Genomic DNA, 22,014 nt, shown 5'->3' on the forward strand with positions numbered 1-22,014 from the left:
GCTCTCCTTCCGTCAGCTGTAGCTCACATAATTGAGCGGGTTCTGCTTTACGTTGTTGATTCGCACCTCAAAGTGCAGGTGGTAGCCGCTGGAACGGCCGGTGTTGCCCACATAGCCGATGGTCTGGCCCTGCACCACAGCCTGGCCGTTGCTCACCGCGTGGGAATCCATATGGGCGTAGATGGTCACCACGCCGTCGCCGCTGTCGATCATGACCATGTTGCCGTAGGTCCAGTGCAGGCTCTGGGTATAGGCCACACCGGACAGCGCCGCCACAATCGGCGTGCCCTTGGGGGCTGCCACGTCGATGGCGCCATGGCCGGAGTAGAATCCGTTGTTGCCGCCAAAATAGGTGGTGATCCGGCTCTGGCCGGGCAGCGGCCACATCCAGCCGGCGTCGGAGATATGCCCGCTGCCGGAAGAGGAATTCTCCTTGATCCACTGCTCGTATTCCCGCTCGGCCTGTTCAAAGGCGGCCTCGGTGGCGTCCACCACATCCTGCTGGGCCTGCTTGTCGGCCTCGGCCTTGCTGATGGTGGAATCCAGCTGCTGGATATTGCTGGACAGCTGGCCCTGCTTGGTCTCCAGTTCCGCCTGGGCCGTTTCCAGATTGGCTTTCTGCTCTTCCAGCTCCGCCTTGCGGCTTTCCAGTTCCGCCTTGGCGGCCTGCATATCCTCCAGCACCTGGTTCTGCTTTTCGCTCACCTGCTGCAGACTGTCGGAGAAGGTCAGCAGCTCATACAGGCTCTGGGCGCTGGAGAGCATGGCCACCGCGCCGCCGTCGTGCATGACCTGCATGGCCTGCATCTGCATCTGGAACTCATCCCAGCGCTCGTCGATGGCCGCCTGCTGGGCGTCCACCTCCGCCTGCTTTTCCTGAATCGCCAGGTTGGCCTCATTGATGGCGGCCACCAGGGTGTTGATCTGTTCTTTCAGGATGGTCTGCTGCTGCTGCAGGGCGCTGCGGGTATTCTTGGCGTTTTTCAGATCCTTTTCGATGCTTTCCAGCTGTTGGTTCTGGGCCTCCAGTTCCTTGCGCAGCCGCTCGTACTTTTCGGCGGCGGTCTCCGCATGGGCCGGCGCCGCCGACACAGCTACCAGCAGCGAAGCCAGTGCCAGCAGCAAAGCCAGCACCTGCAGCAGGCGGCGGGCAACGGGATGCTCATTCATCGTCATGACAAGGCCCCTCCCCCGGGCCGGGAATTCACGGCGTGATTAAACTTTCAGGTGTTTGCGCACCGAGACGGCGGTGCCCAGGCTGCCGATCAGCACCCCGAACAGCAAAAAGCCGCCCACGACAAAATACCAGATCTGCCCCATGGGCAGCAGGCTGGCGCCGATGACCGTCTCCCACAGGCCCTCCAGCCGGTCGGAGAAGTACAGCACCAGGGCATAGCCCCCCAGCACCGCCGCGGAGGCGATGCAGCCGGAGATAAAGCCGCTGGTCATGCCCTCCACAAAGAAAGGCAGACGGATGAAGCCGTTGGTGGCACCCACGTACTTCATGATGTTGATCTCCTTGCGGCGGCTGAACACGGTCAGACGGATGGTGTTGCTGATCACCACCACGCTGACCACCACCAGCACGCCCACCAGGCTCCAGGCGGCGATGTTCACCGCTTTCTGAACCCCCAGGAACACGCCCGCCAGTTCGGTGGGCGGGTTGACCTTGGACACGCCGGGAATGGCTTCCAGTTCTGCCACCTTGGCGTCCAGGTCGGCCAGGTCTTCCAGCACAACACGGTAGTTGGCCATGAAGGGGTTTTCGCTGCCCTCAAAGCCGTCCCACAGGTCGGCGTATTCGCCCATGTAGCCCTTGTAGGTCTCCAGCACCGCGTCCTTGCTCATGTAGGTCACCGAGGCAAGGCCCTCCATGCTGCGGATGGCTTCGTCCACCTGGGCCAGCTGTTCGTCGGTCAGGTCCGTATCCAGATAGACCACCGTCTCGTTCTGGTCGCCCAGATAGGCCACCAGGCTGTTGATGTTGGCGCCGAACAGGCCGGCGATGCCGGTCAGTACCAGGCAGGCGGTCAGCACGCCGATGCTGGCCAGGGTCATCAGCCGGTTTGCCCGCAGGCTGTGCAGGCCCTGCCGGGCCAAATACTTAAAACTGGACCAGTTCACAGGCGCACCTCCCCTACCGGCTCCTCGGCCTTGCTGTTATGTAGGTCGGCCCCGTGGTCGGTGTCGTCCACCAGATGGCCATGGTCGATGGTGATGACCCGCTTGTTGAACTGGCGGGCCAGTTCATGCTCGTGGGTAACCACCACCACCGTAATGCCCACGCTGTTGATGGCGCTGAGCAGCTCCATCATCTCCAGGCTCAGTTCCGGGTCGATGTTGCCGGTGGGCTCGTCGGCAATGATCAGCTGCGGGCTGTGCACCAGCGCCCGGGCCAGGGCCACGCGCTGCTGCTCGCCGCCGCTCATGTGTTCGGGCAGGCAGTCCATCTTTTCGCCCAGGCCCACCAGCTTGAGCACATAGGGCACACGGGTGCGGATCTTTTTTTCCGGGATGTTGGTCACCCGCATGGCAAAGGCCACATTCTCGTAGGCGGTCATGGTGGGGATCAGCCGGAAATCCTGGAACACCACCCCCATGTTGCGGCGCAGATAAGGCACCTCCCGCTCCTTGAGGCGGGTCAGATCCTTGCCGCCCACCAGCACCCGGCCGGAGGTGGCTTTTTCCTCCCGCAGGATCAGCTTGAGGAAGGTGGACTTGCCCGCGCCGGAATGTCCCAGCACAAACACAAACTCGCCCTTATGGATATGCAGGCTCAGATCCTGCAGGGCGGTGTTGCCGCCCGGATAGACCTTGGTTACATTTTCAAATACGATCATGGCAGACTCCTTATTGCAAGCGGCCGACGGTTTGTGCCCGCAAGCGGCAGATTTCGCATCCGGCGCTGTAAAAAAGCCGGCCGTGGCGCGGCCGGCCGGGGCCCGTCAATATTTGGCGGGGTTGGCGCTGAGATACTTTTTGACCATCAGGGCCACCTTGAATACGATGGCGTCGTCGAACTCCCGCAGATCCAGACCGGTGAGCTTTTTGATCTTTTCCAGCCGGTAGACCAGGGTATTGCGGTGCACAAACAGCCCGCGGCTGGTCTCGGATACGTTCAGGTTGTTCTCAAAGAAGCGCTGGATGGTGAACAGGGTCTCCTGATCCAGGCTCTCGATGCTGCCCTGCTTGAAGACTTCTTTCAGGAACATCTCACACAGGGTGGTGGGCAGCTGGTAGATCAAGCGGGCGATGCCCAGGTTGTCGTAGCTGATGATGGACTGCTCGGTGTCGAACACCTTGCCCACTTCCATGGCGATCTGGGCTTCCTTGAAGCTGGTGGCCAGATCCTTTACGTTGGAGATGGGGGTGCCGATACCCACAACCGCCTTGATGTAGTGCTCGCCGGAGAGGGTATCCACGATGCTGGCGGCCAGCTTTTCGATATCCCGCTGGTCGATGCCGCGGCGGATCTCCTTGACCAGCACGGTGTCGTTTTCGCTGATGTTGAAGACAAAGTCCTTCTGCTTGTCCGGGAACAGGCCGCTCACCACGTCGTAGGCGGAGATGTCGTTGCCGCTGGTGACCCGGATCAGCAGCACCACGCGGGACACGTCGGCCACAAAATGCAGCTCACGGGCCTTGGCGTAGATGTCGCCGGGCAGGATGTTGTCCAGCACCACGTTCTTGATGAAGTTGGCCTTGTCAAACTTCTCGTCGTGGTACTGCTTGATGCTCTGCAGGCTGATGGCCAGCAGGCTGGCGAACTGCCCCGCGGCCTCGTCGGTGCCCTCCACGCAGACCGCATAGTCGTTGTGCTTGGAAGAGCTGAACTGATGATAGGTATACCCGTCCTTGACGAAGCTCTCGCCGGCGCTCAGGTGTTCGGCCACATAGCCCTCGCGCACCTCGCCGATCATGCTGAGCTCCGAGCAGGAGATCACCGTGCCGGTCTCATCCACCACGGCCACAATTCGGTCGATGGCGTCCTTCATCTGGTATACGACACTCTGAAATACCCGGTTTGCCATAATCCTGTATCTCCTTTTCGCTATCGCATTCGTTTTCCACAGTGCGCCTTGTGATTTTAGACAATTTATCACGGCTTCACTGTATATCTTACACAACGGAATCTACTTTTGCAACAACTTTCAGTAAAAAAAGATGCTTTTGTCTGTGTAAGTTGAAGAATCTGGCAAAATTCCGGTCATTTCCGCCCTTACCGTACCAGAAAAATGTGTTCATTTTTTGAAAACGGCGGCAATTTCTCAGATTTTATCGCACCGGGCTGAACAGCGCCTGCCGCTCCGCCTCGGTCAGCGGCCGCCATTGCCCCGGTTCCAGGGCCGCGTCCAGCGCCACCGGGCCGATGGCGGTGCGGTGCAGGGTGTTCACCCCCAGGCCGTACACCCCGAACATCCGCTTGATCTGGTGGTACACCCCCTGGGTCAGCACCACCGTGGCGGCGCAGGGGTCGGCCGGGTCCGGCTGCAGCCGGGCGGGGTGCAGGGTCTGGCCGTCCGCCAGGGTCACCCCGGCGGCGAATCCCTCCACCATCTCATTGGTCACCGGGCCGTCCAGCCCCACCCGGTAGGTCTTGGGCACATGGCGGCGGGGGGCCAGCAGCCGGTGGGCAAAGGGCCCGTCATCGGTCAGCAGCACAAAGCCGGTGCTGGTCTTGTCCAGCCGCCCGGCCGGGAACAGCTCCCGCCGGGGATAGGCGTCCCGCACCAGGTCCACCACGGTGGTGTCCCGGCCGTCCTCGCTGGCGCTCACCACCCCGTCGGGTTTGTTGAGCATCAGGTACACATGTTCCTCCCGGGTCAGCGGGGCGCCGTCCAGCGCCACCGCGGCCCCCTCCGGCACCGGGGTGTCCGCCTTGCGGCACACCTGCCCGTCCACCGTCACCCGTCCGCTGCCCGCCAGGCTGCGGGCCGCGCTGCGGGGAATCTGCAGCGCCCCGCTCAAAAATTTATCCAGCCGCATGGGCTATTCACCCTTTCATCTGTACTTGCGGCTAGTATACCATATTCCGCCCCGCGGGAAAAGCCGAGGCAGGGCGGCAGCCCTTGCGCCCTCTCTTTTCCTTTAGTATAATAGAGGCACACCGGCGGCGTGCCGGTTATCTTTTCCAAATCGAAAGGCGGTGACCTCCATGCTGATCAGCCTGGTCGTTCCCTGTTATAACGAAGAAGAATCCCTTCCCCTTTTCTATAAGGAAGCTGCCCGGGTAGCCGGCGAGATGAAGGCCAGCCACGGGGCGGACTTTGAGTTCATTTTTGTGGACGACGGCTCCAAGGACGGCACCCTGACGGTGGCCCGCCGGCTGCACGAGGACGATGCGCGGGTGCGGTACGTGAGTTTCAGCCGCAACTTCGGCAAGGAAGCCGGCATCTACGCAGGGCTCAAGGCCGCCAAGGGCGACTATGTGGCCATGCTGGACGCAGACCTGCAGGACCCGCCCAGCCTGCTGCCCGCCATGCTGGACACGCTGCTTTCCGGCGAATACGACTGCGCCGCCACCCGGCGCACCACCCGCAAGGGCGAACCGCCCATCCGCAGCTTTTTTGCCCGGATGTTCTACCGGATCATCAACAAGATGAGCAAGACCGAGATCGTGGACGGCGCCCGGGATTTCCGGCTCATGAGCCGCCCGATGGTGGACGCGGTGCTGCAGGTGACCGAGTACAACCGGTTCTCCAAGGGCATCTTCGGCTGGGTGGGCTTCCGCACCAAATGGTTCGAGTACGAGAACGTGGAGCGCGTGGCCGGCCAGACCAAATGGAATTTCTGGAAACTGTTCCTCTATTCCATCGAGGGCATCGTGGGCTTTTCCACCGCGCCGCTGGCGATTGCGGCGCTGGTGGGTGTTCTGTTCTGCCTGGCGGCTTTTGTGGGCATCCTGTTCATCCTGATCCGGTACGCTCTGGGCTGGCAGGACCCGGTGGCCGGCTGGCAGAGCATGACCTGCATTATTCTGCTGTGCAGCGGGGTGCAGCTGTTCTGCACCGGCATCCTGGGCGAATACCTGGCCAAAACCTACCTGGAGGTCAAGCATCGTCCCCTGTATGTGGTGAAGGAAACCGAAGAAAACCAGTCCATCCGCTGAATTTCTCATTTTTTCGATTTTCTGCCACACTTTTGACAAAATTATTGTGGTATGCTAGATTCGCGTCCGTTTCCGGACGTCCTTCCGGAGAATGTACTTCTCCGGTTTTTTACGCGAAAGGAGCATTACCATGAAAAAGTTTGTTTCTATTCTTGCGGCCGGCGCTCTGCTGGCCACTTTGCTGGCCGGCTGCGGCTCCAACAGCGGTTCTTCCTCCGCTGCTGTGGACAGCTCCGCTCCGGAAAGCTCTTCCGCTTCTGAGCCCGCTTCCGAAAGCACCGCTTCCGGCACCGGCCTGAAGTTCGGCCTGGGCCTGGTCACCGAGCTGAGCGGCACCGACGCCACCGCCGACAAGGACGGCAAGGGCGAGGCCGCCGTGACCGCCGCCGGCGTTCTGCTGGACGCTGAGGGCAAGGTTCTGTCCTGCTACATCGACGTGATGGATGCTTCCATGCCCTTCACCGCTGAGGGCGCCATGAACATCGCCGAGGGCACCGAGTTCGCCTCCAAGCAGGCTCTGGGCGCCGACTACGGCATGGTGGGCGCTTCCGGCATCGGCAAGGAGTGGAACGAGCAGGCCGACGCCTTCGCCGCCTGGGCCGTGGGCAAGACCGCTGAAGAGATCGCCGCCGGCGTAGGCGAGGACGGCAAGGCTACCGACGCCGACCTGGCTGCCGGCTGCACCGTGGGCGCTTCCGCCTTTGTGGAGGCCATGGACAAGGCTATTGCCAACGCCAAGGACTGCACCGCTTCCGAGACCGACACCGTCCGTCTGGCCATGGTGGCCGATGCCTCCAGCAGCAAGGACGCTGCCGACGGCAAGGACGGCGCCGCGCAGGCTGACGTGACCGTCAGCGCCGTGGCCCTGAACGCCGAGGGCGTTGTGACCGCTTCCGCTCTGGACGTGGTCGAAGCCAAGATCACCTTTGACGCCACCGGCGTTGTGACCAGCGACCTGGCCGCCCCCACCACCAAGCAGGAGCTGGGTGCTGACTACGGCATGGTAGGCGCTTCCGGCATCGGCAAGGAGTGGTTCGAGCAGGCTGACGCCTTCGCTGCCTGGACCGTAGGCAAGACCGCCGACGAGATCGCTGCCGGCGTGGGCGAGGACGGCAAGGCCGTTGACGCTGACCTGGCTGCCGGCTGCACCGTGGGCGCTTCCGCCTTTGTGGCCGCCGCTGTGGCTGCCGCCACCGTGGCCTGATCGCCTGATGCAGCATGCAACAAAACGGCATGGCTTCGGCCATGCCGTTTTCTTTTTGGACGCCGCAGACGGCCGCCTTACCCGGCAGCCGCCCGCGGCGTTTTTTATTGCCCGATCTGCCGGACCAGCTCTTCCCCCTCCACCGTTTCGCTGCCCGCCAGACAAGCCTCGATCTCCTCCATGGCCACCGTATACTCGCTGCCGCGCTTGACCGCCTTCTTTTTATAATAGGCGTGCAGGGAGATGTTGCGCACCACCCGGCACAGATAGGCCAGCAGCGGGTCCGGCCGGGCGGGCGGGATCGCGTTCCAGGCGCCCAGATAGGCGTCGTTGACACATTCCTCCGCATCCTGCGGATTGTTCAGGATGTTGCGGGAGATCCCGCGCAGCACCGGACCGTATTTTCCGTCCAGTTCCCGGATGCCCTGCTCCGACCGGGCGAACAGCAAATCCAGAATCGCCTCGTCCTCTTTCATCGTACCGCCTCCTTTCCGGCTTCACCCCTATACTGCGTTTTTCGCGCCGGATACTACACCGCCGGCAAAAAATTCTGCAAATTTTTTCAGAACATGAAAAAAAGCGGCAGCCCCGCCGGGCCGCCGCACAAAAAAATCCCGATCGCAATGCGATCGGGACTGGTGGAGAATTAGGGACTCGAACCCCAGACTTCCTGCGTGTGATGCAGGCACTCTAACCAGCTGAGCTAATCCTCCGGGAACAGGCATTATTATAGCACGGCTTTTTGCAAAATGCAACCCCTTTTTTATATTTTTTCAAAACGGGTTGTCCGGGCCGGTTTTGCGGCTTTTTGATGCGGTTCGCCGGATTTTTTGCCGGGACGCTTGCCCCGCCGCCCGGAATGTGATACGCTAGTAGGCGGTTATGTGCGGCCGCCGGGCCGCGGATTGTTTGTATTGAGTTGGGGGAACGTTTATGGAAATCGGGTTCGACAACAATTTATATGTACAGAAGCAGACCGAGAAAATCCGCGAGCGGATTGCCCAGTTTTCCGGCAAGCTGTATCTGGAGTTTGGCGGCAAGCTGTTTGACGACTACCACGCCGCCCGGGTGCTGCCCGGGTTCCACGCCGACGGCAAGATCCGGCTACTGCAGGCCATGAAGGACCAGGCGGAGATCATCTTTGCCATCTCGGCCGGGGACATTGAGAAGACCAAGATCCGGGCGGACCTGGGCATCAGCTACGACATGGAAGTGCTGCGCCTGATCGACGACATCACCGAGACCGGCATCTCGGTGAACAGCGTGGTCATCACCCAGTACACCGGCCAGCCCGCCGCCGACGCCTTTGCCAAGAAGCTTACCAGCCGCGGGGTGCGCAACTACATCCACCGGCCCATCGCCGGCTATCCGGCCGCGGTGGAGCACATCTGCAGCGACGCGGGCTACGGCTCCAATCCCTATATTGAAACCACCAAGCCGCTGGTGGTGGTCACCGCGCCCGGCCCGGGCAGCGGCAAGCTGGCCACCTGCCTGAGCCAGGTGTACCACGAGTACCGCCGGGGCGTGATGGCGGGCTACGCCAAGTTTGAGACCTTCCCCATCTGGAACCTGCCGCTCAAGCACCCGGTGAACCTGGCCTATGAGGCCGCCACCGCCGATCTGAACGACGTGAACATGATCGACCCGTTCCACCTGGAGGCCTACGGCAAGACCACCGTCAACTACAACCGGGACGTGGAAGCCTTCCCCATCGTGCAGACCATCCTGGAGCGGATCACCGGCAACAAGGAGTTCTACCGCAGCCCCACCGACATGGGTGTGAACATGGCCGGCTACGCGATCTTTGACGACGAGGTGGTGCGCACCGCCGCCTGCGAGGAGATCCTGCGCCGGTACTACAAGGCCGCCTGCGACTGCAAGCAGGGCAAGGCCAGCGAGGCGTCCCTGCACAAGATCGAGAATATTCTGCAGCAGCTGGGCCTGCAGCCCACCGACCGGGCGGTGGTGGCCCCGGCCCTGAAGCGCCGGGACGAGACCCACCAGCCCGCCGCCGCCATCCGCCTGCCGGACGGCCGGATCGTGACCGGCCGTGCCAGCAATCTGATGAGCGCCTGCAGCGCCACCGTGCTGAACAGCATCAAGGCCATTGCCGGCATCCAGGACATCACCCTGATCCGTCCCGAGGTGCTGGAGCCCATCCTGCGGATGAAGATCGACATCCTGGGCAGCCGTTCCAGCGTGCTGAAGGTGGACGACACCCTGGCCGGCCTGGCGGTGACCGCCGCCGATGACCCCGTGGCCGCCAAGGCCATGGCCGCGCTGCCTCTGCTGCGGGACTGCGACATGCACTCCAGCCAGATGCTGCATTCCGGCGACGAGGGCACCCTGCGCAAGCTGGGCCTGCGCCTGACCATGGAGCCGGTCTACCCCAGCAAGGACCTGTATTTCTAAACCCAAACGGCACGGGCTGCGGCCCGTGCTGTTTTTGTTTGCCGCCTTTGGCCGAAAAATGCCGCAGGGCTGGTTTGTACAAGCCGCGTATGGTATAATAGCACCATGTTACACCCGGCCCGCCGGGACAAAGGAGGGGTGCGTTGTGCGCCATACCATGCGCCATGTGAGCCTGTTTATCTGTATCCTGCTGATGGCGGGGGCCGCTGTGCTGATCGGTTCCCGGGGGCAGAGCCCCTCCAACCAGGAACTGGGCGAGCTGCAGGTCACCTGCTTCTCGCTGGAAAACGGCCAGGCGGCGCTGATCCAGTGCGGCGACCACGCGGTGCTGATCGACGAAGGCAGCGCCGACGACGCCCCCGCCCTGCTGCAGGAGCTGGAGGACCGTCAGGTCACCCGGCTGGATGCGCTGGTGCTCAGCTATTTCTCGCCGCTGCGGATGGGCGGCGCGGCCCAGGTGCTGCGCAGCATCCCCACCGAAGCGGTCTACGCGCCGGACTACGACCCGCCCGCCGACAGCCAGGGCGACTATCGCCGCCTGCTGCAGGCCATTGAGGACGCGGGCATCCCGGTACAGCTGCCGGACGAAAAGGGGGATACCCTGACCCTGGGGGACGCCCAGCTTACCCTGGAGCGGCCGCTGCAGGGCCATTACGAGGCCACCGAGGGGGACTATTCCCTGGCGGCCAGCCTGGAACACGGGGTATTTTCCTTCCTGTTTCCCGGCGACGCAGGCGAGCAGCGCCTGGGCGAGCTGATGGCCCAGTTACCCCTGAGCCACACGGTGCTGGTACTGCCGGAGCAGGGCGCGGTTCATGAAAACACCGAGGCGTTCCTGCGGGCGGTGGATCCCCAGGCGGCGGTGCTCACCGGCGCAAAGGCCCCCAGTGAAGAGCTGCTCACCCTGCTGAACGGCATGGAGGACCTGAAGCTGCGGGACCTGTACTGCACCGCCGACGGCGACCTGACCTTCACCAGCAACGGCCTGGACGAACTGACCATAACCCAGGCGGAGAAATAATCCCCAATAGCCAAACGCCGCCCGGCGGTCCTCAAAGGACCGCCGGGCGGCGTTTTCCGCTTATGGTACACAGATCACCGTGCGTGCCGCCGCTGCCCCGGCAGCCGCAGGCCCATCAGTTTGGTCAGGCTCCACACGCCCTTGAAGTTGAACAGAATTACGATACCGGTCAGCAGGGTGGTCCAGACCGGCCAGCCTACCGGCTGGGCCAGCATCACGGCGGCCTCCACCAGCAGCAGCAGGGTGTTGGCGGACATCCGCAGCAGGCTGAAATCCACCCGCAGCAGGCCCCGGGTGTTCACCGCCCGCAGCGCAAACACCAGCACGTAGCTCAGCAGGCTGGCCACGGTGGCCCCGTTGGGGCCCATCACCGGGATCATCAGCCAGTTCATCACGCAGTTGGCCAGCGCGCCCGCCAGCATGGTGTACAAACTCAGGGTGCTGCGCTTTTCCACCACGTAGATGGTGTTCAGGAACTGGTTGAAGCAGCTGAACACGGTGGCAATGGCCAGCAGCGGCACAAACTGCCAGGCCTCGTAAAAGTTGGAGCGGAACATCAGCATCAGCGGCCGGCACAGCCAGATAATGCCCGCCCCGCAGCAGAACATCACTGCCTGGTACACCCCGAACACCCGGCTGAAGAAGGCTTCCCGGCGGCTGCGCTCGGTCACCGCCGACAGCTGCCAGGCCTCGTAGAAGATGGTGCCCAGGGTGGTGAGGATGGTGGGCAGGAAGTACCCGGTGCCCAAAAGGCCCGACCAGTAGGTGCCCTCGTCCCCCATCATGCCCGCCACAAAGAACAGGTCGCTGGCGTTGATGATCCAGAAGCTGATCTGGGCGGGGATCATGGGCAGCGCGTACCGCAGCATGGCCCGCCACAGCCGCTGGTTGAAATGGTGGAAATCAATATACCGCCACAGCCCCGCGGCGCAGAAAACAAACAGGGTGCTGCAGCCGTCGCCGCAGATGATGGCCAGCAGATAGCCGGTGGCGCCCAGCGGCTTCACCACCAGGAACAGCACATAGAACAGCAGGGTGGCCCCGGTGCACAGGATGCCGTCGATGGCCACCAGCCGGTTCAGCTGGCGGCTGCGCACAAACTGGGTGCAGAGGGTGCGCAGGCAGCTTACCAGCACATACACGTACAGCAGCGCCGCGTAGTCCGAGAACACCGGCAGCAGCCGGATGATGGGATAGGCCAGCAGCATGAGCACAAAGCCCATCAGGATGGTCACCAGCCCGCTGGTAAACACCTGCTTTTTGTTGTTGGCCCGGTCCAGCCCGAAGCGGATCACCGCAAAGCTGGTGCCCAGGCTGACCAGCGGGATCAGCAGGTTGGCGCACTGGCTGGTCAGCTTGGTGACGCCCACCTCCTGTACCTCCTTCATGGCGTAGGTCAGGAAGGGCTGGATAAACAGGCTCAGCAGCTTGGAAGAAAAATTGCTGATGGCGAAGATCACCGTGTTCCCCGCCAGTTTTTTGTATCGGTCTTGCTCGGCCACGGCGCAGCCTCCTTTTATAAATAGGATACCCGGGCGCTCATCCCCGCAGACGGGCCCGGCGTTCTTTCCAGTCCGGCATATAGCGGGCCACCAGCGCCCAGAAACGGGGCTGATGATCCGGCCAGACAAAGTGGCAGTATTCGTGCAGCATCACATAGTCGATCAGATCCGGCTCCCGGGCGGCCAAACGCAGCGCCAGAGTGATGCGGTTTTTGGCCGGGCAGCACACACCCCACCGGCTGCGCATGTCCCGCACCCGGATTTCGGGCGGCGCGGGCCGGATCTCAGCAAACAGCGGCCAGATCCGGGCGCTGGACGCTTCAAACAGTGCCAGCGCAGCGGCCTTGTCCGGCACCGGGCGGGCGGCCTCGGCGGCGGCCCGCTGGGCCTGCCGCTGCCGGGCGTCGGCGATCCAGCCGGCCCGGCCAGCCACAAATTCGTCCACCCGGCCCAGCGGCGTGCGGGCCGGGGCACTCACCGCCACGGTGCCGTCCGCCCGTACCCGCAGGTTGATGTTGCGCACCCGTTTGCGGGTCAGCTCGTACTCCACCCCGCCGGCCGTGCGGTGCTGTGTTTCCGATTGTGCCATCCGCCTGCCCCCTTTTCCGTGTATTGTACCACAATTCCCCGGCGCAAACAAGGAACGCGCACCCGGGCGTCTCACGCATTCTTGGCACTGTGCTACAGTTTCGCCAAAAATACACACAAAATGTTGGCACCCCCGTTCCTTGACAGGGTACTAAATATGGTGGCATAATATGAATCGTTAGCAAAAAACACAAGATATATGGATTCGTTCTGCTCCTGTGCCGGAGACGGACCGAAACCGTAGGCAAGGAGAGACGTCATGATCACGAGCATTATGAAGCGTGACGGCCGCGTGGTGCTGTACGACGCAGGCAAGATCGCATCCGCCATCCTGAAAGCCCTGGAGGCCGCCGGCGAGGGGGACGCCGCCGAGGCCGCCCGCGTTGCCAACCGTGTGGAGCGGGAACTGGCGCTGGAATGCGGTGCCAACACCCCCCGGATCGAGCAGATCCAGGACCTGGTGGAGCGGCAGCTCATGGAATGCGGCCACGACGAGGCGGCCAAGCGGTATATCCTGTACCGGGCCAACCGTACCCGCATCCGGGAAGCCAATTCCCAGCTGATGAAGACCATCGACGAGATCACCAACGTGGACGCCCGGCTGTCCGATATGAAGCGCGACAACGCCAACATCGACGGCAACACCGCCATGGGCAGCATGCTGCAGATCGGCACCGCGGGTGCCAAGTCCTACAACGCGGCCTATCTGCTCACGCCGGAGCAGGCCAAGGCCCACCGGGAGGGCGATATCCACATCCACGATTTCGATTTCTATTCCCTGACCACCACCTGCACCCAGATCGATATTCTGCGGCTGTTCCACGGCGGGTTCTCCACCGGGCACGGTTTCCTGCGGGAACCCAAGAGCATCGGCAGCTATGCGGCGCTGGCGGCAATTGCGATCCAGTCCAACCAGAACGACCAGCACGGCGGCCAGAGCATCCCGAACTTTGACTACGGCATGGCCGAGGGCGTTGCCAAGACCTTTGCCCGCGCCTACGCCGCCAAGCTGGCCGAGAGCATGGAGGATATCCTGAACACCGAAGACGAGAGCGCCGCCGCCCGCGCCGCCGTGACCGAGGCCGCCCAGGCCACCGGCCATGGGGCCCGCCTGGGTGAGGGCGACAGCGAGACGGAGTTTGACCGCATCGTGGCCGAGGCTCTGGCCCGCGCCACCCGTCTGGACAGCGAGACCTCCACCCGTCTGGTGGCCACCGCCCGCCGCCGTGCCTGGAAGCAGACCGACCGGGAGACCTACCAGGCCATGGAAGGCTTTGTGCATAACCTGAACACCATGCACAGCCGCGCCGGCGCCCAGACCCCCTTCAGCAGCATCAACTACGGCACCGACACCAGCCCCGAGGGCCGCATGGTCATCCGGAACATCCTGATGGCCGAGGACGCCGGCCTGGGCTTTGGCGAGACCCCCATCTTCCCCATCCACATCTTCAAGGTAAAGGAAGGGGTCAACTACAACGAGGGCGATCCCAACTACGATCTGTTCCAGCTGAGCATGAAGGTCAGCGCCAAGCGGCTGTTCCCGAACTACGTGTTCCTGGACGCGCCCTTCAACCTGCAGTACTACAAGCCCGGCCATCCGGAAACCGAGGTGGCCACCATGGGCTGCCGTACCCGCGTGATGGGCAATGTCTATGATCCGGAGCGTCAGATCGCCTACAGCCGCGGCAACCTGAGTTTCACCTCCATCAACCTGCCCCGTCTGGCCATCGAGGCCCACGGGGACGAGGCCAAGTTCTACGAGATGCTGGACGAAAAGCTGGAGCTGGTGGCCAAGCAGCTGCTGGACCGGTATGAGATCCAGGCGGCCAAGCGGGTGTACAACTACCCGTTCCTGATGGGGCAGGGCGTCTGGCTGGACAGCGACAAGCTGGGCCCCACCGATGAGGTGCGGGAGGTGCTGAAGCACGGCACCCTGTCCATCGGCTTTATCGGCCTGGCCGAGACCCTGACCGCCCTCTACGGCCACCACCACGGCGAGAGCGACGAGATGCAGAAAAAGGGCCTGGAGATCGTGGGCCATATGCGCCAGTTCTGCGACGACAAGAGCCAGGCCATGAAGATGAACTTCACCCTGCTGGCCACCCCGGCGGAGGGCCTTTCCGGCCGGTTCACCCGGATGGATCAGAAGCGGTACGGCACCATTCCGGGCGTGACCGACCGGGAATACTACACCAACAGTTTCCATATTCCGGTGTGGTATCCCATCTCGGCCTACGACAAGATCCAGAAGGAAGCCCCCTACCATGCCCTGACCAACGCGGGCCACATCAGCTACGTGGAGCTGGACGGCGACACCGCCCACAACCTGGAAGCCTTTGAGAGCGTGGTGCGCTGCATGCACGACGCGGGCGTGGGTTACGGCAGCATCAACCACCCGGTGGACCGGGACCCGGTGTGCGGCTATGTGGGCGTGATCGGGGACGTGTGCCCCCGGTGCGGCCGCCGCAGCGGCGAAGCGCTCTCCCCGGAGAAGCTGGCGGAACTGCGCAAGAAGTTCCCCACCGTGCCCACCTTCTGCGGCTGCGAATAAGGGTTGCCGCCGCAACATCCTTTTACCTGTTCCCCTGCTATACTAAGCGGGAAGAAAACGAATCATACCTGTGAGGAGGAAAAGAAAATGTCTGCAATGCAAAAACAGTCGGTCGTGGGCAAGGACGTGCCCTTTGAGCGGATCCGCCGGATCACCGGGTACCTGGTGGGCACCATGGACAAGTGGAACGACGCCAAGAAGGCGGAAGAGCGCGACCGCGTGAAGCATCTGTAAGCCATGCGGATCGCAGGACTTGCCCACGACAGCATCGTGGACGGCCCGGGGCTGCGTCTGACGGTGTTTTTCCAGGGCTGCCATCATCATTGCCCGGGATGCCAGAACCCCGCCACATGGCCCTTTGAGGGCGGCGAGGAGTACACCGTGGAGCAGCTGGTGGCGCAGGCGAAGGAAAGCCCTTTGTGCCGGGGCGTGACCCTGTCGGGCGGGGAACCGTTCGATCAGGCCGCCGAAGCGGCGCAGCTGGCCGCGGCGCTGAAAGCCGCGGGGTATGAGGTGGCCGCCTATACGGGATTCACCTTTGAGCAGCTGCTGAACGCCGACGAGGATCGCCGGGCGCTGCTGCAGAATCTGGACGTGCTGGTGGACGGGCCGTTTGTGCAGGCGGAGATGAGCCTGGAACTGCGGTTTCGCGGAAGCCGCAACCAGCGGATCCTGAACGTGCCCGCCAGCCTGGCCGCCGGTCAGGCCGCCTGGGTCACCGCTCCCCGCTGGGTAGGCGAATCGTAAATTGGCTAATATGGGGGATATAACATATCCCCCATACCCCCGGAAATCGAGGGCCAAATACTTGGCCCTCAGGATATAATATAAAACAAGGCCGGTGCGTAAACGGATTACGCACCGGCCTTATCTTTTGTCTTATCCCCAGGGCCGGAGTATTCCGGCCCGATTTCCAGGGGGCATGGGGGGAATCGTTGATTCCCCCCATATTGGCCTCTCGTTACTTATTGTCGCCCTTTTCGAACTTTTCGCGCAGGTTCTTGAAGAAGCCTTTGCGCTGTTCGTAGTTGTCGTCCTTGAGGCTGTTCTCAAAGGCTTTCAGGGCGTCGCGCTGGGCGCGGGTGAGCTTTTTGGGGATCTCCACGGTAACCTTCACATACTGGTCGCCGCGGCCCCGGCCGCCCAGGTACTGGATACCCTTGCCCCGCAGCCGGAAGGTGGTACCGCTCTGGGTTCCCTCCGGCACGGTGTACTCCACCTTGCCGTCCACGGTGGGCACCACCACATCGGCGCCCAGCACGGCCTGGCTGTAGGTGATGGGCACCGTGACCCACACATCATAGCCGTCCCGCTCAAACATCGGATCCGGCCGCACGGTCACGATCACGATCACGTCCCCGTTGGGTCCGCCGTTGGTGCCCGCGTCGCCCTGGCCCCGCAGCGCAATGCTCTGGTCGTCGTTGATACCCGCCGGGATCCGCACCTCCAGGCGCTTCTTCACTGGGGTACGGCCGCTGCCGTGGCAGTGTTCGCAGGGGGTCTTGACGATCTTGCCCTTGCCGCCGCAGCGGGTACAGGGCTGCTGGCTCTGCATCACGCCAAAGGGGGTGCGGGTCTGCCGCACCACATACCCGCGGCCGCCGCAGTCCGGGCAGGTCTCGGGGCTGGTGCCCTTGGCCGCACCGGTGCCGCCGCAGTCCGGACAGGTCTCCTGCCGGGTCAATGTAATGGTCTTGGTGCAGCCGTGCACCGCCTCCATAAAGCTCAGCACCACGCTGACCCGCTGGTCCGCGCCCTTGCGGGGCGCATTGGCTTTGGAGGTGCGCTGCCCGCCGCCGAAACCGAATCCGCCGCCGAAGATGTCCCCGAAGATATCCCCCAGGTCCACCCCGCCGAATCCGCCGCCAAATCCCGCCCCGCCGGCGCCCGCGCCGTAGCTCGGGTCCACGCCGGCAAAGCCGAACTGGTCGTACTTGGCCTTCTTGTCCGGGTCGCTCAGCACCTCGTAGGCCTCGCCTACCTCCTTGAACTTCTCCTCGGCGGTCTTGTCGCCGGGGTTCAGGTCCGGGTGGTATTTTTTGGCCAGCTTGCGGTAGGCGCTTTTGATCTCAGCTTCGGACGCGCCCTTGGCGATGCCCAAAACCTCATAATAATCACGTTTGTCTGCCATATACCTCTCCACCTGTCATGCGCCGGACGCATCAGCCCCGCGCGGTGTATATTGACGGGAACAGCCGCCCGGCAAATTCCGCCGGGCGGCCTTTCTTACCGTTCCTGGTTGGATCAGACTTCCTTGAAGTCCGCGTCCACCACGCCGTCGTCCGGCTTCTGACCGGCGCTCTGCGCACCGGCGTCACCCGCGCCCGGCTGCTGGGCGGCCTGGGCCTCGGCGGCGGCCTTATATACCTTCTCGCTCACGGCGTAGAAGGCCTTCTGCAGCTCTTCCTGCTTGGCCTTGATGGCCTCGGTGTCGCTGCCCTTCAGGGCTTCCTTCAGGGCGTCCAGCTTGGCCTGTACGTCGGCCTTTTCGGAGGCGTCGATCTTGTCGCCCAGCTCGCCCAGAGCCTTCTCGGTCTGGAACACCATCTGGTCGGCGCCGTTGCGCAGATCCACTTCCTCGCGGCGCTTGCGGTCCTCATCGGCAAACCGCTCGGCGTCCTTGACAGCCTTGTCGATATCCTCCTTGCTCATGTTGGTGGAGGCGGTGATGGTGATGCTCTGCTCCTTGCCGGTACCCAGATCCTTGGCGCTTACGTGCACGATGCCGTTGGCGTCGATGTCAAAGGTAACCTCGATCTGCGGCACGCCACGGGGAGCCGGCGCGATGCCGTCCAGATGGAAGGTGCCCAGGCTCTTGTTGTCGCGGGCAAACTCACGCTCGCCCTGCAGCACGTTGACCTCCACGCTGGGCTGGTTGTCGGCCGCGGTGGAGAACACCTGGCTCTTCTTGGTGGGGATGGTGGTGTTGCGGTCAATGATCTTGGTGCACACGCCGCCCAGAGTCTCGATGCCCAGGCTCAGCGGGGTCACGTCCAGCAGCAGCAGGCCCTTCACGTCGCCCTGCAGCACGCCGCCCTGGATGGCAGCGCCGATGGCCACGCACTCGTCCGGGTTGATGCCCTTGAAGGGCTCCATGCCCATCTCCTTCTTGACCGCTTCCTGCACGGCGGGGATACGGGTGGAACCGCCCACCAGCAGAACCTTGCTCAGGTCGCTGGCCTTCAGGCCGGCGTCACGCATAGCCTGACGCACGGGGCCCATGGTGCGCTCCACCAGATCGGCGGTCATGGCGTCGAACTGGGCGCGGGTCAGGGTCATGTCCAGGTGCTTGGGGCCGGTGGCGTCCGCGGTGATGAAGGGCAGGTTGATGGCGGTGGAAGCCACGCCGGAAAGCTCGATCTTGGCCTTCTCGGCAGCCTCTTTCAGGCGCTGCGCGGCCATCTTGTCCTTGCGCAGGTCGATGCCGTTCTCCTTCTGGAAGTTGTCGGCCAGCCAGTCGATGATGCGCTGGTCAAAGTCGTCGCCGCCCAGGCGGGTATCGCCGTTGGTGGCCAGAACCTCGGTCACGCCGTCGCCCATCTCGATGATGGACACATCGAAGGTGCCGCCGCCCAGGTCGTAAACCATGATCTTCTGATCATTTTCCTTGTCCACGCCGTAGGCCAGGGAGGCCGCGGTGGGCTCGTTGATGATACGCTTCACGTTCAGGCCGGCGATGGTGCCCGCGTCCTTGGTGGCCTGACGCTGGCTGTCGTTGAAGTAGGCCGGCACGGTGATGACCGCTTCGGTGACCTTCTCGCCCAGGTAAGCCTCGGCGTCCGCCTTCAGCTTGGACAGGATCATCGCGCTGATCTCCTGCGGGGTGTAGTCCTTGCCGTCAATGTTGACCTTGTAGTTGGTGCCCATTTCCCGCTTGATGGAAGAAATGGTGCGCTCGGGGTTGGTGATGGCCTGACGCTTTGCCACCTGACCTACCAGACGCTCGCCGGTCTTGGTGAAGCCCACCACACTGGGGGTGGTGCGGGCGCCTTCGGCGTTGGCGATGACAACGGGCTCGCCGCCCTCGATAACAGCCACACAGCTGTTGGTAGTACCCAGGTCGATACCAATGATCTTGCTCATAATCGTTCTCTCCTTTTTATGCAAACCGCGTATTCAAAATTTGGTTGTTCTTCTTAGTGTATGATAAAAGGCTGTTCGGCCTTTTATGCCGGTTTATTCGGCCACCACAACGGTGGCGTGGCGGATCACCCGGTCGCCCAGGCGATAGCCTTTCTGGTATACCTGCACCACGGTGCCGCTCTCCACGCCCTCTTCGGCCGGTACCTGCTGTACCGCCGCGTGAACGTTGGGATCAAACGGCTGGCCCTGGGCGGGGATCTCCTCCACCTTGAGGGTGTTCAGGGCGGCGGCGGCCTTATCCAGGGTCATCACCACGCCCTTTTTGTAGTTCTCGTCGGTGGTGGGGGCATTGGCCGCCATCTCCAGCGTATCCAGGATGCCCAGGATCTGATTCACCGCAAAGCCCACGCCGTTGTTGAAGGAAGCATCCTGCTCCCGGGCGCTGCGCTTGCGGAAGTTGTCGTACTCGGCGGCGGTGCGCAGCAGCTGGTCTTTCAGTTCAGCGGCTTTTTTCTCTGCCGCGTCCAGCTTGGCCTGCAGCGCCTGCACGGCGGCCTCGTCGGGCCGGTTCTCCCTGCCCGCCCCGTTCTCGGGGGCCTGGGTCTCGGAAGCGTCCGTTTCGGGGGCCGGCTGTTCAGCCGGTTCCGGCTGCGGGGCGTCGGTGCGCTTGGTTTCTTCGCTCATGTTGCGTCCTCCTGTAGATTACCGGCCATGCTCTGACCGAGTTTCAATGCAAAATAGTCCAGGCCGGGCATCAGCTTCTGGAACGGCATCCGGGCCGGGCCCATAATGGCCAGCCCGCCCATCAGGCCGCCGCCTGCCAGATACCGTTTGCGGATCACCGACAGCCCCGGGATCGGATCGCTCAGATCCTCGCCCAGCAGCACGTCGCCCCGCTGCCCGGCGGGGGCACACAGGCGGCAGGCGGTCTCTTCGTCGCCGAAGAGTTCCAGCACCCGGGCCAGATCGCCGCTCAGTTCGGGCCATTCCAGCAGATGGGCGATGCCCTCCACATGGACCCGCGGCTTGGCGGCCTCCTCCAGCAGATCGGCCGCCGCCTGCACAACGCCCCACAGCTCCTTGCGGCGGGGGCCCAGGCTCATGGCCAGCTCGGCCAGCAGCGCTTCGGTCAGATCCGGCGGGGACACAAAGGTCAGGCTCCGGTTCAACAGACCGGCCAGCTGCACCGCGTCGGTGCGGCTCAAACCGCCCTCCACCCGGGCCACCCGGGTACGGACGCCGCCCGCACCGGTCACGGCCAGCACAGCCGCCGAGTACCGGCCCACCTGCACCACCTCAAAGTGGGCGATGCACAGATCCGGCGCGGCGGGGGTGGTGGCTACCACCGTGAACCCGGCCCAGTCGCTCAGGGCCTTGGCCGCGCTCTGGGTCAGCTTGTCGGGCTCGTAATCCATCCCGGCGAACAGCCGGTCGATCTTACGTTTTTCAGCGGCAGGCAGCGCAGCGGGCGCATCCATATGATCCAGGTAGTACCGGTAGCCCTTGGCGCTGGGCACCCGCCCGGCGCTGGTGTGGGGCTGTTCCAGCAATCCCAGCTTGGTCAGCGCCGCCATCTCGTTGCGCAAGGTGGCGCTGGACACGGCGGAGTCAAAATACCGGCACAGCAGCCCGCTGCCCACCGGCTCGCCGTCTATCCCGTACAGGGTAACGACTGCCTGCAGCACCCGGCGCTTTCGGTCGTCCATTGCCATATCCGCCACCTCGTTTCGTATTGATTTAGCACTCTTTATCCCCGAGTGCTAATCTTATTCTACTCCAAAAGATGCCGCTGTCAAGACCTCTTCGCAAAATTTTTTCAAGTTTAACAGTTTAGACACAAACCCGCCCCGGGCCGAGGTTTGCGGGGGCCGCCCGCCCCCGGCGCGGCGGCGCTGCCGGCGGGCGCGGGCAGGCTGCGGCGGGGCCTGTCTGCCAAAAACCCCCGTGACCGCAACAGGGCGGGCACGGGGGCGGATCAGGGCTGTAAAAAGGGCAGGATGGCGGTGTATTCCTGCACCAGCCGGTCAAAGGGGGTGGCGCAGTTGGCGGCGCTGGGGCTGGGCAGCCGGTGGGCGGCCAGCCCGGTGCGGGGGTACTGGAACCGGCGGTAGAACCGGTCGGCCGCGGCGCCAGTGGTAAACACAGCCCGGATGGGCGCACCGGCCAGGATGGGTCCCAGATCGTTGGGTACCGGGTCCTGGATGGACGCGTCCGACGCGCCGGTGATGGTGCAGGAGGCCAGGGTGTCCCACAACGCGATGCGGTGGGCCAGCGCAAAGGCGCGGCGGGCTTCGGGGCCCTGGGGCACCGGCTGGTCAAAGAGGGCGGCCAGCACCGGCCAGAACCGGTTCTGGGGATGCATATAGTAGAATCCGGCCTGCCGGGAGGCGGGCGACGGCAGGGTGCCCAGAATAAGCACCCGGCTGTCCGCGTCCCAGACCGGGGCCAGCGGATGGGCTACCGGCCCGGCGGCGGCAGATGATCGGGCAGACATGGCATGGCTCCTTTCCGCGCGGAAAGCCTTCCGCACACTGCCAGCATACC

At 63.4% G+C, this 22,014-nt stretch carries 19 protein-coding genes, 1 tRNA gene and 1 pseudogene; 7 read left to right on the forward strand and 14 right to left on the reverse strand.

The window, feature by feature from the left end; all coding sequences use genetic code 11:
• Positions 1-12: 12 nt before the first annotated feature.
• The 5 genes from B5E65_RS07575 to B5E65_RS07595 form a co-directional block, all read right to left on the reverse strand.
• Entirely contained in the window at positions 13-1,176 is a 1,164-nt protein-coding gene (locus tag B5E65_RS07575) for a murein hydrolase activator EnvC family protein (RefSeq protein WP_087171165.1), read from the reverse strand.
• 39 nt (positions 1,177-1,215) lie between these two features.
• A complete protein-coding gene (gene ftsX / locus B5E65_RS07580; protein WP_087171166.1) occupies positions 1,216-2,124 on the reverse strand; it encodes a permease-like cell division protein FtsX in 909 nt (302 codons plus the stop codon).
• Entirely contained in the window at positions 2,121-2,840 is a 720-nt protein-coding gene (gene ftsE, locus B5E65_RS07585) for a cell division ATP-binding protein FtsE (RefSeq protein WP_087171167.1), read from the reverse strand. Before ftsE ends, ftsX begins: the two co-directional genes overlap by 4 nt.
• 105 nt (positions 2,841-2,945) lie before the next feature.
• Complete coding sequence (locus B5E65_RS07590) at positions 2,946-4,031, reverse strand: PucR family transcriptional regulator (protein ID WP_087171168.1); 1,086 nt, start codon at positions 4,029-4,031, stop codon at positions 2,946-2,948.
• A gap of 244 nt (positions 4,032-4,275) precedes the next feature.
• Positions 4,276-4,986, reverse strand: a complete 711-nt coding sequence (locus tag B5E65_RS07595; protein ID WP_087171169.1) for a pseudouridine synthase — start codon at positions 4,984-4,986, stop codon at positions 4,276-4,278.
• 169 nt (positions 4,987-5,155) lie between these two features.
• Here B5E65_RS07595 and B5E65_RS07600 point away from each other — a divergent pair, with 169 nt between their 5' ends.
• Together B5E65_RS07600 and B5E65_RS07605 are read left to right on the forward strand one after the other, a co-directional pair.
• Positions 5,156-6,109 carry a glycosyltransferase family 2 protein gene (locus B5E65_RS07600; RefSeq protein WP_087171170.1) on the forward strand — a complete coding sequence of 318 codons (954 nt, stop codon included), beginning with the start codon at positions 5,156-5,158 and terminating at the stop codon, positions 6,107-6,109.
• 130 nt (positions 6,110-6,239) lie between these two features.
• A complete protein-coding gene (locus B5E65_RS07605) occupies positions 6,240-7,313 on the forward strand; it encodes a hypothetical protein (RefSeq protein WP_087171171.1) in 1,074 nt (357 codons plus the stop codon).
• Between the two features lie 104 nt (positions 7,314-7,417).
• On the opposite strand, the gene B5E65_RS07610 is transcribed toward B5E65_RS07605, so the two are convergent.
• Entirely contained in the window at positions 7,418-7,789 is a 372-nt protein-coding gene (locus B5E65_RS07610; RefSeq protein ID WP_087171172.1) for an RNA polymerase sigma factor, read from the reverse strand.
• Between the two features lie 160 nt (positions 7,790-7,949).
• Positions 7,950-8,026: transfer RNA gene (locus B5E65_RS07615), tRNA-Val, on the reverse strand.
• A gap of 220 nt (positions 8,027-8,246) precedes the next feature.
• Here B5E65_RS07615 and B5E65_RS07620 point away from each other — a divergent pair.
• Both B5E65_RS07620 and B5E65_RS07625 read left to right on the forward strand, forming a co-directional pair.
• Positions 8,247-9,725 carry a DUF1846 domain-containing protein gene (locus tag B5E65_RS07620; protein ID WP_087171173.1) on the forward strand — a complete coding sequence of 493 codons (1,479 nt, stop codon included), beginning with the start codon at positions 8,247-8,249 and terminating at the stop codon, positions 9,723-9,725.
• 145 nt (positions 9,726-9,870) lie between these two features.
• On the forward strand, positions 9,871-10,746 hold the full coding sequence (locus tag B5E65_RS07625; RefSeq protein ID WP_087171174.1) for a ComEC/Rec2 family competence protein: 876 nt from the start codon (positions 9,871-9,873) through the stop codon (positions 10,744-10,746).
• Positions 10,747-10,820: 74 nt separating this feature from the next.
• Here the strand turns inward: B5E65_RS07625 and B5E65_RS07630 are convergent, their stop codons facing one another.
• Both B5E65_RS07630 and B5E65_RS07635 read right to left on the reverse strand, forming a co-directional pair.
• Positions 10,821-12,248 carry a lipopolysaccharide biosynthesis protein gene (locus B5E65_RS07630; RefSeq protein ID WP_087171175.1) on the reverse strand — a complete coding sequence of 476 codons (1,428 nt, stop codon included), beginning with the start codon at positions 12,246-12,248 and terminating at the stop codon, positions 10,821-10,823.
• 37 nt (positions 12,249-12,285) lie between these two features.
• On the reverse strand, positions 12,286-12,837 hold the full coding sequence (locus B5E65_RS07635; protein WP_087171176.1) for a M48 family metallopeptidase: 552 nt from the start codon (positions 12,835-12,837) through the stop codon (positions 12,286-12,288).
• A 258-nt stretch (positions 12,838-13,095) separates the two neighbouring features.
• On the opposite strand from B5E65_RS07635, the gene B5E65_RS07640 reads away from it, so the two are divergent.
• The 3 genes and pseudogenes from B5E65_RS07640 (at position 13,096) to nrdG (ending at position 16,134) form a co-directional block, all read left to right on the forward strand.
• Positions 13,096-15,387 carry an anaerobic ribonucleoside triphosphate reductase gene (locus B5E65_RS07640; RefSeq protein WP_087171177.1) on the forward strand — a complete coding sequence of 764 codons (2,292 nt, stop codon included), beginning with the start codon at positions 13,096-13,098 and terminating at the stop codon, positions 15,385-15,387.
• 72 nt (positions 15,388-15,459) lie between these two features.
• Positions 15,460-15,621 (forward strand): annotated as a pseudogene (gene nrdD / locus B5E65_RS16715) (anaerobic ribonucleoside-triphosphate reductase); the annotation flags it as partial.
• 3 nt (positions 15,622-15,624) lie between these two features.
• Positions 15,625-16,134 carry an anaerobic ribonucleoside-triphosphate reductase activating protein gene (gene nrdG, locus B5E65_RS07645; RefSeq protein ID WP_087171178.1) on the forward strand — a complete coding sequence of 170 codons (510 nt, stop codon included), beginning with the start codon at positions 15,625-15,627 and terminating at the stop codon, positions 16,132-16,134.
• Between the two features lie 214 nt (positions 16,135-16,348).
• Here nrdG and dnaJ read toward each other — a convergent pair whose 3' ends face one another.
• The 5 genes from dnaJ to B5E65_RS07670 all read right to left on the reverse strand — a co-directional run bounded on the left by dnaJ (position 16,349) and on the right by B5E65_RS07670 (position 21,964).
• Positions 16,349-17,518, reverse strand: a complete 1,170-nt coding sequence (gene dnaJ / locus B5E65_RS07650; protein ID WP_087171179.1) for a molecular chaperone DnaJ — start codon at positions 17,516-17,518, stop codon at positions 16,349-16,351.
• A gap of 113 nt (positions 17,519-17,631) precedes the next feature.
• Positions 17,632-19,470: a molecular chaperone DnaK gene (gene dnaK, locus B5E65_RS07655; RefSeq protein ID WP_087171180.1), complete on the reverse strand. Its 1,839-nt coding sequence runs from the start codon at positions 19,468-19,470 to the stop codon at positions 17,632-17,634.
• Between the two features lie 93 nt (positions 19,471-19,563).
• Positions 19,564-20,154, reverse strand: coding sequence for a nucleotide exchange factor GrpE (locus tag B5E65_RS07660; RefSeq protein WP_087171181.1), 591 nt, complete (start codon positions 20,152-20,154; stop codon positions 19,564-19,566).
• Positions 20,151-21,182, reverse strand: coding sequence for a heat-inducible transcriptional repressor HrcA (hrcA, locus tag B5E65_RS07665; RefSeq protein WP_087171182.1), 1,032 nt, complete (start codon positions 21,180-21,182; stop codon positions 20,151-20,153). The genes B5E65_RS07660 and hrcA overlap by 4 nt, the downstream gene beginning before the upstream one ends.
• 263 nt (positions 21,183-21,445) lie before the next feature.
• Positions 21,446-21,964, reverse strand: coding sequence for a DNA-deoxyinosine glycosylase (locus tag B5E65_RS07670; protein WP_087171183.1), 519 nt, complete (start codon positions 21,962-21,964; stop codon positions 21,446-21,448).
• Between the last annotated feature and the right edge of the window lie 50 nt (positions 21,965-22,014).

Origin of the sequence: Gemmiger sp. An120, assembly GCF_002160955.1 — a bacterium.
Classification (GTDB): Bacteria; Bacillota; Clostridia; order Oscillospirales; family Ruminococcaceae; genus Gemmiger_A; species Gemmiger_A avium.